The organism is Bacillus cereus group sp. MG1 (genome assembly GCF_040460035.1).
GTDB classification, from domain to species: Bacteria; Bacillota; Bacilli; order Bacillales; family Bacillaceae_G; genus Bacillus_A; species Bacillus_A cereus.
In genome coordinates, this window is sequence record NZ_JARVGY010000001.1 from 4,499,141 (window position 1) to 4,512,174 (window position 13,034).

A 13,034-nucleotide genomic window follows, 5' to 3' on the forward strand; every position below is an offset into this window, starting at 1 on the left:
TTTTGTCATGCATTTATTTCAAAACCTATGAAGATACCTACAATACTTTATAAAGCGTGTAATAAGGGACTGCCATCTATTTTTTATGGCATATTTCCTCATATGTTATTACAAATGCCTTGTAAATGTAAAAGCTGCGGTATCCCCGCAGCTTTTTTGTATATATTTTTATTGTATAATTATGGAATTTTATATATGACTCATTGGAATCTAATGAGTAGGTATCTTCATTTATGATAAAAATCAATCATAGTGAGGAGAAATAAAATGAATACGATGACTTTTGAAAAGCTACAATATAACGAATTAAAGGATATAGTGAAATCTTATTGTGTAAGTGGATTAGGTAAGGAATTATTAAACAAATTAGAGCCGAGTACGAGTATAAAAGTAGTGAGAAATCGGTTGAATGAAACGACAGAAGCACGAGCTATATTAGATGCAGAAGGGCATGTTCCTTTCTTCGGCATTTCTAATATTGCTAGTACAATTCAAAAATTAGAAAAAGGGATGATTTTAGATCCAGAAGAATTAGTCAGTGTTTCAGACTTTTTACGCGGATGTAGAAAGATTAAAAAGTTTATGTTAGATAAAGAATTTTTTGCACCAGTATTAGCTTCTTATGCAAATTCAATGACTGAATATAAAAGTATTGAAGAGGAAATTAACTTTTCAATTAAAGGAAATAGTATTGATGCAGCTGCAAGTAAAGAGTTAAAACGAATTCGAAATAATATCGATTCTGTAGATGGGAAAATAAAAGAACGTTTAACGAAGTTTTTAAATAGTAGTGCAAATAAGAAATTCATTCAGGAATTCTTTATTAGTAAAAAGGATGACCGTTACACGATTCCAATTAAATCTTCCTATAAAAACCAAGTTGCTGGAAGTATTATTGAAGCCTCGGCAAAAGGTTCTACTGTATTTATAGAACCGCATACGGTTACGAAATTGAATGCGGAACTAGCGGGTTTGAAAGCAGAAGAAGCGGTTGAAGAATATCAAATTTTAGCGACTTTATCAGGAATGGTGTTAGAAAACATTTATAGTATAAAGATTAATATGGAGCTAATTAGTCAGTATGATATGGTATTTGCAAAAGCGAAGTTTAGTAAATCGATTGATGGAATAGAACCGAAGTTAAATGATCATGGCTACATTCATTTAGTGAATTGTAAGCATCCGCTTTTAACAGGGCAAGTTGTACCCTTAAATTTTAAAATTGGTCAAGAGTATCGTAGTTTAATTATTACAGGGCCGAATGCGGGCGGAAAGACAATTGTGTTAAAAACGATTGGATTGTTAACATTAGCTACAATGTCAGGTCTTCATATTGCAGGAGATAAAGGTACAGAAATTGCTATTTTCGAAAATGTATTCGTAGATATTGGTGATAATCAAAGTATTGAAAATGCACTAAGTACATTTTCGTCTCATATGAAAAATCTTTCTGAGATTATGAGGATGTCAAATAATAATACGTTGCTATTATTTGATGAAATAGGGAGCGGGACAGAACCAAATGAAGGTGCAGCACTTGCAATATCTATTTTAGAAGAGTTGTACCTTACGGGATGTATTACCGTTGCGAGTACGCATTACGGAGAAATTAAACGATTCTCAGAAATGCACGATGACTTTATGAATGCAGCGATGCAGTTTAATAGTGAAACGCTAGAGCCGCTTTATAAATTAGTTATCGGAAAATCAGGAGAAAGTAATGCACTTTGGATTGCGAATAAAATGAGCGTAAAAGAACATGTGCTGAAAAGAGCGAAAGAGTACATGGGAAATAAAGAGTACGCTTTAGAAAAAGTGAATGAAAGTAAAATTAGAAAACCGAAATTTGTACAAGAAAAAAGAGAATTTCATTATGAGTACAAAATCGGCGATCGTGTGAATTTATTAGATTATGATGATTTTGGTATCATCTATAAGGAAAAAGATAATTTTTATAACGTCGTTGTATATTATAACGGTGAATTCGTTGAAGTAAATGTAAAACGTATTACTTTAGAGGTAGCAGCGAAGGAGTTATATCCAGAGGGATACGATTTAAATACACTATTTGTCGATTATAAAGAGAGAAAAATGCAACACGATATTGAGCGCGGATCGAAAAAAGCACTTCGTAAAATTCAAAAAGAAATAAGAAAGAATAGAGGATAAGTTAAAATGGTAACGATTAGACAAGAACAAAAAAATGATTATAGAAAAACAGAAGAAGTTGTAAAAGAAGCATTTTTACATGAAGAGTTTAGTGATAAAAAGGAACATGAACTTGTAAAACGTATTAGAGAGTGTGACGCATTTATTTCAGAGTTATCAATCGTTGCAGTAGATGAGGAAATAGTCGGTCACATTATGTTATCTAAAATTGCGATAGAACAAGATGGAACTTCTGTAGAATCGTTAGCACTTGCACCAGTTTCAGTTGCTAGGGGCCATCAGAAGAAAGGAATTGGTGGAAAACTGATTACGGCTGCTTTAGAAAAAGCGAAACAACTTGGATACGGATCAGTTGTAGTATTAGGACATCCAGAGTACTACCCGAAATTTGGTTTTAAGAAAGCAAGTGAGTGGAATGTAAAAGCACCGTTTGAAGTGCCTGAAGAGGTATTTATGATAATGGAATTAACAGAAAATTCTCTTCGAGGTGTAGAAGGAATTGTACAATATTCGAGTGCTTTTGCTGAATAGGAGTACCGGTTAAGAAATGTAATCATAAAAGATGCTATCTTTTTGTATGGATATACAGAAAGATAGCTTTTTTTATTAAGCGGATCTACTGACGTATATTTTGCTCAATGAATAATTGAGGTGGTAAAATTGATATAGAAACGTAAAGGGAGAGAATGAAATGAATAAGCGAGAAACACATAGCAATGAGAATGTAGTGACGTTATATGTTACAAGACACGGTAAAACAATATTAAATACGAATCATCGCGCGCAAGGTTGGGCAGATTCTCCTTTAGTAGAAAGAGGTGTTGAAGTTGCCACAAATTTAGGAACAGGATTAAAAGATATTCATTTTATGAATGCGTATAGTAGTGATAGCGGCCGCGCAATTGAAACTGCTAATTTAGTATTAAAATATAGTGAGCAATCAAAATTAAAACTTGAGCAAAGAAAAGATTTGCGAGAATTAAATTTCGGTATTTTTGAAGGTGAAAAACTTGAGAATATGTGGGATGTGGTTGGAAAAGCTGCAGGCGTTGCATCACCAGAAGAACTCTTGAAGCTTTCTATTCAAGAAGTGATTAATCTTATTAGAGTAGCAGATCCGACAAAACAGGCGGAAGATTGGGAATTGTTTTCTACTCGTATAAAAACAGAGATAGATAAAATTAGTGAAGAAGCTGCTGAAAATGGTGGCGGTAACGTCTTAGTTGTCGTTCATGGGCTTTTGATTACTACCTTAATAGAAATGTTAGACAGTAGCAAAACAAAACTTGGAGTGGAAAATGCTAGCGTGACGAAGATTGTATATCAAGATGGAACATACACAGTGGAGTCGGTTGGAGATATGAGTTATGTTGCAAAAGGGAAAGAAAGTGTGGAAATATAATACTATCTTAAATAGATATAAGAAAAGGAAGTTAGTAAAATCTAGCTTCCTTTTTATTTTTTAGTGCATCATTTATAAGGTTATATTGGGATATTATAATGAAACTTTCTATTGTGTAGAACGTTTCTTTGTTCAACAATCGGGTCATTTAATTGAATAAGGGCGTATTTTTTTGAATAGGACCACTTTGTTAAAAAGGATACATCCAATTTTTAGCGAATACAGGGTTATAAATAAGAAAAAGTGGTGAGATAAATAGGAAAAGAATGTAATTCCTTTTTGGACAATAAAACGGAAAAATGTATAATTAACAGACTTCAGAGCGCGGGTTGTGTTTTCGCAGAAGAAGAGACCCGGTTACTTATTTCAGCAGCCCGAACTCCAGAGGAGCTCAAGAGAATGGTGGAAATGCGAGCCAATGGTTTGCCACTTGAATATGTTGTTGGATACGCAGAATTTTGTGGGTTGCGGATAGAAGTGGACCGAGGTGTTTTCGTACCTCGTCAACGTACCGAGTTTCTTGTTCGCCAAGCAGAAGCTCTGTTATGCTTTGGTGATATCGTCGTTGATCTATGTTGCGGTTCAGGTGCTGTGGGTGTAGCTCTGGCGGCAGCTTTAGGACGAATTGAATTGTATTCTGTTGACATTGATCCTGTCGCAGTACGATGTGCTAGCCGCAACGTAACAAATTTCGGTGGCCATGTTTTTGAAGGTGACTTGTATAAAGCTTTGCCTCACGCACTTAAAGGCCATGTGAATACCCTAGTTGCAAACGTACCTTATGTTCCTACCGAGACAATAAAGCTGCTTCCACAGGAGGCCCGTCTACATGAACCGAAAATGGCGCTAGACGGAGGAGAGGATGGACTCGACATTCAGCGAAGAGTAGCAAAAGAAGCATTTCTCTGGCTCGCATCGGGAGGGCATCTTTTAATAGAGACGAGTGAAATGCAGGCAACTCAGACTTTTGAAATCTTTGCTGGTGCTGGGCTTACCACGAAAGTGACTAGAGATGAGGAATTAGATGCCACTGTTGTTATAGGATCAAAATCTAGTTTTTAGCTTAAATCGGTACGTAGCCTTATTCATAAATAAAAATGATAATTTTCTAGCAATATACAAATAAAAGAACATATGCAATTAAAGGGAGTTTTAATTGAGAAAAGAGCTCAAAAATTATTCGAGTGATACATGGGATCGTTATTTGAAGAAGTAAGGACATAACATATTAGTTATATAAAATATGTTATGTCCTTTCATTTATCAATTTTTTTCACTATAGGTCTTCACAAAATTTTAATCTAGCTTTCTTTTCATTTTATGAATTATGGGATCAATAAAATCTTCCCAGTACTTTTTCTGCTCTCTAATAATTCATGTGCACGGGCACCGTCTTGTAAAGAGAATGTAGTAGGACTTGCAATGTTCAATTTTCCAGTAGCGATCCAATCAAATAATTGAGTAGAGCGCTGCTTACGTTCTTCAAAAGTAGTAAGTACGTTCCAAAGGTCTCCGCCAGTTAAAGTTTTCGAAGTATCCATAAGCATACGTGGATCAATGGGCGCAGGATTACCACCGGCCATTCCGTAAAATACGACAGTACCACCGATTTTAGTAGCGTTAAAACTTTTCTCTAGTGTAGAGCCTACTGATTCATATACAACATTTACTCCAGTACCATTTGTTATTTCAAGTACTTTTGAATGCCATTTTTCAGTATATAAAAATACGTGATCAGCCCCAACTAACGTGGCTACTTTGGTTTTTTCGGTTGATGACGTAAGACCGATTACTTTTCCGCCTAGTAGTTTAATCATTTGAATAAGAAGTTGACCAACGCCACCAGCCGCAGCATGGACTAAAGCTGTATCACCTTGTTTTATTTGATAGCTATCTTTCGTTAAATAATGTGCCGTTAGACCTTGCAATAAGATAGAAGCGGCTGTTTCAAAAGAAATTGAATCTGGAAGCGGGATTGCTTTTTCTGCTGGAACGGCAACTAATTCTGCATTTGCGAATGGAACGTCAGCAAATGCAATACGGTCTCCAGGATTGATAGTAGTAACGTTAGCACCTACTTCTTCAACGATACCAGCGCCTTCATAACCTAATATATAAGGAGGGTTACCAGCGAGGTGATAATCACCACGGCGTCTATAAATATCTGCGAAATTTAGACCGATTGCTTTCGTGAGGATAAGAATTTCATTTGGATTAATGATTGGATCAGGGATTTCTTTATATTGAAGTACATCAGCATCTCCGAATGTTTCGAAACAAAGTGCTTTCATATGGAATACCTCCATTTTATTGTTTGTCGATGCTCTTTATCATACAATATAAATATCAATAGACAAAGAGGATTATTTCGATGAAATCAATCGGAAATATCGATTGAAAAAGAGGGATGATAAATGGAGATAAAACAATTAATTACATTTAAAGTAGCAGCAGATACTTTGAACTTTACACAAACTGCGAAGAAATTAAACTTTGCTCAATCGAGCGTTACAGCACAAATTAAAACGTTAGAGGCTGAGCTCGGTACACCACTATTTGAGAGATTAGGGAAACGTCTTTTCTTAACTGAAGCAGGAAGAAAGTTTCAACTATATGCAGACAAGATAATCGCACTTAGTAACGAAGCAAAGACGGCCGTGAAAGATGATGAGGAAATAGCAGGTACGTTAATAATTGGTGCACAAGAAAGTCAATGTACATACAGATTGCCTTCTATATTAAAGAGGTTTAAAATACAATTCCCCAAAATAAAGCTTATATTTAAACCAGCACATTCCAATAAAGATGCGAAGGAACAATTGATGGAGGGAAAAGTAGATCTTGCATTTATTTTGGACGAATGTAAAACAGAAGATGTTTTACATGTGGAACCACTTATGAAAGAAGAATTAAAAGTAGTAGCTGCTCCAGGGCATATTTTACTTGAACAGACTACTGTTTCTATAAAAGATTTAGAGAGTGAAACACTTTTATTAACAGAATTAGGCTGCTCATATAGAACTTTATTTGAAGAGCTATTTCGCGGGGAAGATCTATATCCAGCAAATAAAATTGAGTTTGTTAGTGTGGAAGCAATTAAACAATGTGTTATTGCAGATTTAGGTATAGCCGTTTTACCAGCGATAGTAGTAGAAAAAGATATACGGGAAGGGACGTTAAAGGAGTTAATGTTAAACGAAACAATACCTCCAATTTATACACAAATTGCTTGGCATAAAGATAAATGGATGACAGCACCACTGCAGCAATTTATTGATGTAACGAGGGAGTTTTTTACAACAAATTAAGTGGAGAAATATTTATTTTATATAAAAGAAAAAATGGCAATTTTGTATAAAGAACTGATGCTTGAATATAACAAGTATCGGTTCTTTTATGTTTTAAATAAAGGATGCTATAAAATGTGTATTTCTCAACTTTTTTTCTTACAAGGATAAGTAAAGTTCTTCGTATATTCCAATAATCATAAGGGAATTTACAACGTTAATTCGTTTTTGTAAGATGCCTCTAGGAAGCATGGAAGGAGGGCTGACACAGCAGTATAGGTTGTGTTTAGTATACATAATCATTTTGAGGGGGAATTAAAAATGTTTAAAAAGTTAATGAAAGTATGTGTGTTAAGTGTAGCGAGTGTAGGGGTATTATTTAGTTTTCAAGAAAGTACATTTGCAGCTACTGATCTGAGTAGCTATTATGACGGAAAAAATCCAGCAACAACGAAAGTATACGGGGGAAGTACAACATGTGATGCAGATGGATTTAATGCAAAGTCTACAGCAGTTTATGAAGGTAGTAAAAAAGTAGGAACAGTGTATTTACGTTACAGTAATACATGTCATGCGGCATGGTCTAAGCTTGTTTTAGATCAACCAGCACCTTCTGTTTCTGGAGGAGTATATGCTTACGCTGTTATTAATAAATATAAAAATGGTGTATTCCAAAAATCAGTAGATTCTAATAGTGGTAATGGAGCAATTAAAACGGGGCAAACGAGCACTTATACAGGAATGGTGTTTGATTTGACTGCTGATTTTGGTTATACAGCTGATGCCGAAGCAGTGACGATTAATAATGGTTACGGGAAAACTGGACGTTATTAATAAAGGAGTGGAATCCTGTGAAACTTATTAAAAAGGTAAGCGCATGTCTTTGTCTGGCATTGCTCGTCGTAACTAGTGTGTTTAGTACGACCAATAATGATAAAGCATTTGCAGAAGACCATTCGTATGATGGGAAAAGTCCGTATTACAATAGTTGTGATCAATCAGCAGTAACGAAAGAAAAGAAGTGGATTGATTCAAATTCTTATGTGGAATTAAAATTTAGCACGACGTGTAAAACAGCGTGGGCAAAAGTTACTGTAACTCGCCTGGCAGTTTATAATAATGAAGCTGATGCAAGGATTGTTAGAAAAACAGATGGAAAGGCATACACTTGCGGAAGTGCTGGAGGAAATGGTGTTGTAAATAAAGGGCAAACATCATGCTATACGCCAATGGTATATGATTTAGATCCAAGAAAAGCACAAGCGCAGGGGAAACATGCAATTCCGAATAGTGATGCATATAATTATGCGGAGACTATTTGGTATTGATACGATTATACATGTTTTAAGAGCTGTTATTTGATATAAAAATGAAAGAGCCTTACTGCATTTTATTGTGGTAAGGTTCTTTAAAATTGTTTAATAGATTAAGTACATTCATTTACAAAGGTCTCTCTATATAATCACTTTTAAGTATGGCCATAATAATTTCATCTGAGTATGTATCGTTATAAAATAAAGATTGACGTAAGGTTCCTTCTTTTGCAAAACCAACTTTTTCATAAGCTTTAATTCCGCGTAAATTATGGCTAAATACTTCTAACTGTAAACGATTTAATGATAGTTGTTCAAAAACAAATCTTAAAACGATTTTAATAGCTTCAGTTCCATAACCTTGTCCTGTTAATGCTATGGAAAGCATTGATATTCTGAATCCTGCTCTTTCGTTCTCCTCATCGATATCTAAAAGCGACAACTCTCCAATCATCTCGTCAGTACTTTGTAAACAAATAGCGAAATCATAGCGACTTGAATCATTATTTATATGATCTATATGTTTCGTAATTTGCTCCAATGAAAAAGTGGACTTAGTTCCAGTCATATATCTTATTTCATCATCCATTGTACTTTCTAATATAATAGGAGCATCTAGCTGGCAAAGAGGCCTTAAATAAATTCTTTCGCTCTCTAATCTCATTATAATTTTCTCCTTTAGTTAGTAATTGAATGTATAAATACTTAAACTTTCTTCAATGAGTTACATAAAAAATATGAACCTTAATTCGATGTTACATGAATTTTATAATGGTATGGTATACCTAAAACAAATAATAAAAGTTTTATACACAACAAAATGTATCAACGAGTTTTTTGATCATACTATTATTCTTGCTGCCCATTCCGCTTTGAAATGAACATGAATGTATTAACTAAGGTCTGTATCAGGAGGAGTATATCCAAGGTGCCTGGCCATTGATACAATTTGTCCTTTATGATGAAACTCATGGGTTTCCGTATGAGTTAAAAGCCATAGCGGAGTTGTACTCCAAGGCCCTTTTTGCCACTTTACTTCATTTGCAATATTTTCGAGCCAACGGTCATTGTATTCATCTAAAAAACGTTGTACAGTCTCATCTACTAACTTAAATCTAGCGCGAACTTTTTTCACATCTGCATGCTCAATTTCGTAATCGCTAGCAAATGAAAAGTCTACTCGCTTTTGTTTAAATGCGAATGATCCAAGCCAGTATCGGTAGCAATCGGCTACATGAATATGAGTCTTTATAATGCTACCGCTCCCGAAATTAGGAACTGTGCTATGTAATTTTTCTACTGGGATTTCTTCCAAAAACGAAAATAGAGTTTCTCTTGTAGAGCTAATAAGATTATATTGCTGTTTTAAAACATGTAACATGAAATTAACACTCCTCTTTTATTTACTAAACTATTTGTGTAATAAGTAATTCTATATGTACGAGAGGTGAACCTTTTTATTATTTTTACTAAGCATATTAGATGTATTTCTTCATTGTTTCTGATAGATTAAACAAAGTGAAACTTTAATGAATTGAACATTCTTAGTTCATAATAAAATGTACATGAAGAAGGAGAACGATAAAATGAATAGAATAATTGGTCTAAAACAATTTGAAATAACGCGCGGGGCATTACTTAAATTTATGGAGACGCTAGATGATAAAACTGTGGATACGCAGCCAGAGGGTTTTAACAATACAATTCGTTGGCATATCGGTCATGTATTAACGGCAGCAGAAGTTTTCATGTTTGGAAAAGAATTCAAACAATTACCAACTGAATATCCAGGTATGTTTGGATATGGATCAAGACCATCTAAATGGACAACAGAAGGACCATCATTAGAAGTGTTAACGGTCCAATTAAAAGAACAAGCAAAACGTATTAAAGAAATTCCAGCAGAAGCATTTGAAAATAAACTGCCAGAGCCATTTCTAGGATTGGAAACAGTTGGTGAGCTTTACGGTATGATGCTTTATCATGAAGCTGATCATATTGGACAAATGAAGGCGATGGAACGTATTATTAAAGCTCTTTAGTCTTAATTGCATATAACAAGCAATACAGGTGTAATGTTAAATGATATAAACAAAAAAGGTAGATAAATTATAAAATGTACCCTATAGAATAGACACTTGAAAAAAGTCTATTCTATAGGGTATTTCTTGTATAATAAAAGGAAAATTGGGATCGGAGAATGTTGAAAATGACAAAAAAACTATTTACAGAAAGAGAAATTCAAATTCTATCAAATAACCTATACGTAAAATCTGTAAGTCAGAAAGGTATCACTTATACAGAGGAATTTAAGCATATTTTTATTGAGGAAAATGAAAAAGGAAAGCTACCTCGAAATATTTTTGAAGAATGTGGTTTTGATATAGATATGATTGGAATGAAACGAGTTATGTCATCGGGAAGTAGATGGCGTGCTGCTTATAGAAAAAATGGTGTATTGGGTTTAAGGGATACACGTATCGAAAACGCTGGAAGAACTCTTGAGAGAGAGCTTACGTTAGAAGAAAAGTATGCCCGTTTAGAAGCCGAACGAAACTTACTAAAGGCGGAAAACGAATTGCTAAAAAAAATCAAACTTATGGAAGGGAGGATGAGAAGGAAATAACACTACCACCTAGTCAGAAATTCATCTTGATTCGTTCTGTCATCATGAAATACAACTTAAGGAATATGGTCAGTCATTTGTGTAAAGTAGCTGGTGTATCCCGTTCGGGATACTATAATTACTTTTCAGTTTCATCTCAAGAACAACGGAAACAAAAGAGTGATCGAGATGAAATCTTGAAGGAAACCATATTAAAAGCACTTCGATTTAGAAATAGAAACAAAGGGGCTCGTCAGATAAAGATGACATTGGCGGGTCAGTTTCAAGTTGTCTACAATTTAAAGCGTATCCGTAGAATTATGAAGAAATACGAGATTATCTGTCCGGTTCGCAAAGCGAATCCTTATAAAAGAATGCTTAAAGCTACAAAAGAACATCGAATAGTACCAAATCAATTAAATCGGGAATTTAAACAAAATACCCCAGGGAAAACACTTCTTACAGATATCACCTATTTAGTTTACGGTAAGAATCAAAGGGCCTATTTATCTACAATTTTAGACGGCTCAACTAATGAAATTTTAGCTTACCATGTTTCAGAACAGATGACATTAGAGCTCGTAACGACAACTCTCCATAAACTAAAAAGGAATCCGCGGATTCGATTGACTGAAGGTGCTTATATTCATTCAGATCAAGGATCCCACTACACAAGCCCTACCTATCAAAAGCTAGTTAAAAAGCTAAACCTAGGACAATCCATGTCAAGAAGAGGAAACTGTTGGGATAACGCCCCACAAGAATCATTTTTTGGTCATCTGAAAGATGAAGCTCATATAAAACCTTGCGTGTCCTTTAATGAATTGAAACAAGAGATTAAGAAATATATGACGTATTATAATCATTATAGATATCAATGGAATTTAAAAAAGATGACTCCTGTTGGATACAGAAACCATCTTCTTGATGTTGCCTAACTTTTTTCAAAATGTCCTTTACAAAGGGTACAGATTATTATTATCTACCTTTTTTGTTTAACTTCTTGAAGGATTAGGGAGTATCATCGTGATGCTGATGAAGAAGGATAAGAGGATTTTATAATTTTTATGGTGTGATTATTAATTGTAGTATTCCTAAATATGGAATATAAGTATAATGATAGAGAAGAACTAGAAATAGGGGTGAATACTATGATTACATTAGAGCAAAAGTTGGAGCAATATAAACATACATATGTACAGTTAAAGGGAGAACTAAAATGGAAAACGAGCGATTCTCGAACAGGAATGATGATTGCTGCTATGTATGCAGGTAGTGATAAACTGTTTGATCGCGGACGTTTTTTAGAAATTAGTAGTTATATTAAGAATCAGGTAGGGATGTTTTCATACTTAAAGTCTTATCATCGTTTTGTAGTGGCAGCAACATTAGATATTCACTTTACAGATTACCAGAAAGCTTTTCGGGAGTTTTTAGATTTATATGAACAATTGGTCACTGGTGGGTTTAGCCGCAGTATATTTACTTATCTCGCAGCAGCTGTACTTTTAACAGAAGAAAATGAACAGCATGGCGCGCACATTCAACGCTCAATGCAAGTATATAAACGCATGAAAAAGGATCACCTCTTTCTTACAAGTACAAATGATTATCCGCTCGCGGTTTTATTAGCAGGACAATCAGAGAATGTAGACACACTTATGGACCGAGTGGAACGCCTTTATCAGAAACTAGCGACAGCTGGTTTGCATAAAGGGAATGATCTTCAATTTTTGAGTCATATTCTTTCACTAAAGAAGGATGTCAGGGAAGAACTGTTAGTCGCAAAATGCACAAATATATGGAATTTGTTAAAGCAAGAAAAGGTAAAAGTAAAACAGATGCATTACCCAGCTATCGGGTTACTAGCGTTACTCGAGGATGGAGAAAAAGAGATTCATTCTATTAGAGCATTTATTGAAAAATTGCAGGGGGATAAATTGTTCCGTTGGCATACAGATACAAATATTCTTATTGCTATTCAACTGTTCGTAAGTCAGAAAGGTGAGGAAAGTAAAACTACCAACACAGGTTTACAAACAATGATAGAAGTCCTCATACAAGCACAACAGGCTGCTATGATGGCAACGATTGCCGCTTCATCTGCAGCAACATCTTCTGCTAGTAGTAGTTCATAATGTGCAACTGCTTATACTCTTGTAAATTATAACTCCTTTGATAAGGTTGGTTTAAAAAATATTACTAAAAAAAAGCCCATCACTCTCTAATGATTGATGGGCTAACTGTTTTTACATAAT

The 13,034-nt window shown here is 34.6% G+C and carries 13 protein-coding genes; 10 read left to right on the forward strand and 3 right to left on the reverse strand.

Annotated features, from left to right (window positions below; all coding sequences use genetic code 11):
• Nucleotides 1–267 precede the first annotated feature (267 nt).
• From QCI79_RS23495 to QCI79_RS23510, 4 genes are all read left to right on the forward strand, one after another.
• Complete coding sequence (locus QCI79_RS23495) at nt 268–2,169, forward strand: endonuclease MutS2 (RefSeq protein WP_001095188.1); 1,902 nt, start codon at nt 268–270, stop codon at nt 2,167–2,169.
• A 6-nt stretch (nt 2,170–2,175) separates the two neighbouring features.
• The gene (locus tag QCI79_RS23500) at nt 2,176–2,700 is read left to right on the forward strand and encodes a GNAT family N-acetyltransferase (protein WP_000256465.1); all 525 of its coding nucleotides are present in this window, start codon (nt 2,176–2,178) and stop codon (nt 2,698–2,700) included.
• Between the two features lie 160 nt (nt 2,701–2,860).
• Nucleotides 2,861–3,571: a histidine phosphatase family protein gene (locus QCI79_RS23505; protein WP_001042056.1), complete on the forward strand. Its 711-nt coding sequence runs from the start codon at nt 2,861–2,863 to the stop codon at nt 3,569–3,571.
• A 279-nt stretch (nt 3,572–3,850) separates the two neighbouring features.
• Nucleotides 3,851–4,633, forward strand: coding sequence for a putative protein N(5)-glutamine methyltransferase (locus tag QCI79_RS23510; protein ID WP_002196763.1), 783 nt, complete (start codon nt 3,851–3,853; stop codon nt 4,631–4,633).
• A gap of 263 nt (nt 4,634–4,896) precedes the next feature.
• Here the strand turns inward: QCI79_RS23510 and QCI79_RS23515 are convergent, their stop codons facing one another.
• Nucleotides 4,897–5,862 (reverse strand): quinone oxidoreductase family protein, encoded by a 966-nt coding sequence (locus tag QCI79_RS23515; RefSeq protein ID WP_000645260.1) that lies wholly within the window; start codon nt 5,860–5,862, stop codon nt 4,897–4,899.
• A 123-nt stretch (nt 5,863–5,985) separates the two neighbouring features.
• Between QCI79_RS23515 and QCI79_RS23520 the strand changes: the two genes are divergently transcribed.
• The 3 genes from QCI79_RS23520 to QCI79_RS23530 all read left to right on the forward strand — a co-directional run bounded on the left by QCI79_RS23520 (nt 5,986) and on the right by QCI79_RS23530 (nt 8,186).
• Nucleotides 5,986–6,879 (forward strand): LysR family transcriptional regulator, encoded by an 894-nt coding sequence (locus QCI79_RS23520; RefSeq protein ID WP_000403876.1) that lies wholly within the window; start codon nt 5,986–5,988, stop codon nt 6,877–6,879.
• Between the two features lie 300 nt (nt 6,880–7,179).
• Complete coding sequence (locus tag QCI79_RS23525; protein ID WP_000473748.1) at nt 7,180–7,692, forward strand: DUF2690 domain-containing protein; 513 nt, start codon at nt 7,180–7,182, stop codon at nt 7,690–7,692.
• A 17-nt stretch (nt 7,693–7,709) separates the two neighbouring features.
• Nucleotides 7,710–8,186, forward strand: coding sequence for a DUF2690 domain-containing protein (locus QCI79_RS23530; RefSeq protein WP_000767004.1), 477 nt, complete (start codon nt 7,710–7,712; stop codon nt 8,184–8,186).
• Nucleotides 8,187–8,298: 112 nt separating this feature from the next.
• On the opposite strand, the gene QCI79_RS23535 is transcribed toward QCI79_RS23530, so the two are convergent.
• Both QCI79_RS23535 and QCI79_RS23540 read right to left on the reverse strand, forming a co-directional pair.
• Complete coding sequence (locus QCI79_RS23535; protein WP_001235428.1) at nt 8,299–8,835, reverse strand: GNAT family N-acetyltransferase; 537 nt, start codon at nt 8,833–8,835, stop codon at nt 8,299–8,301.
• Between the two features lie 228 nt (nt 8,836–9,063).
• On the reverse strand, nt 9,064–9,552 hold the full coding sequence (locus QCI79_RS23540) for a DinB family protein (RefSeq protein ID WP_000903461.1): 489 nt from the start codon (nt 9,550–9,552) through the stop codon (nt 9,064–9,066).
• 184 nt (nt 9,553–9,736) lie between these two features.
• Here QCI79_RS23540 and QCI79_RS23545 point away from each other — a divergent pair, with 184 nt between their 5' ends.
• From QCI79_RS23545 to QCI79_RS23555, 3 genes are all read left to right on the forward strand, one after another.
• Nucleotides 9,737–10,213: a DinB family protein gene (locus QCI79_RS23545; RefSeq protein WP_113623480.1), complete on the forward strand. Its 477-nt coding sequence runs from the start codon at nt 9,737–9,739 to the stop codon at nt 10,211–10,213.
• Between the two features lie 158 nt (nt 10,214–10,371).
• Nucleotides 10,372–11,714, forward strand: a protein-coding gene (locus QCI79_RS23550) for an IS3 family transposase (protein WP_087942833.1) whose coding sequence is annotated in 2 segments (ribosomal slippage) — nt 10,372–10,753 and nt 10,753–11,714 — 1,344 coding nt in all. Because the reading frame shifts where the segments join, the coding sequence is not laid out codon by codon here.
• 162 nt (nt 11,715–11,876) lie between these two features.
• Nucleotides 11,877–12,914, forward strand: a complete 1,038-nt coding sequence (locus tag QCI79_RS23555; protein ID WP_002101155.1) for a DUF4003 domain-containing protein — start codon at nt 11,877–11,879, stop codon at nt 12,912–12,914.
• The last annotated feature ends 120 nt before the right edge of the window (nt 12,915–13,034 follow it).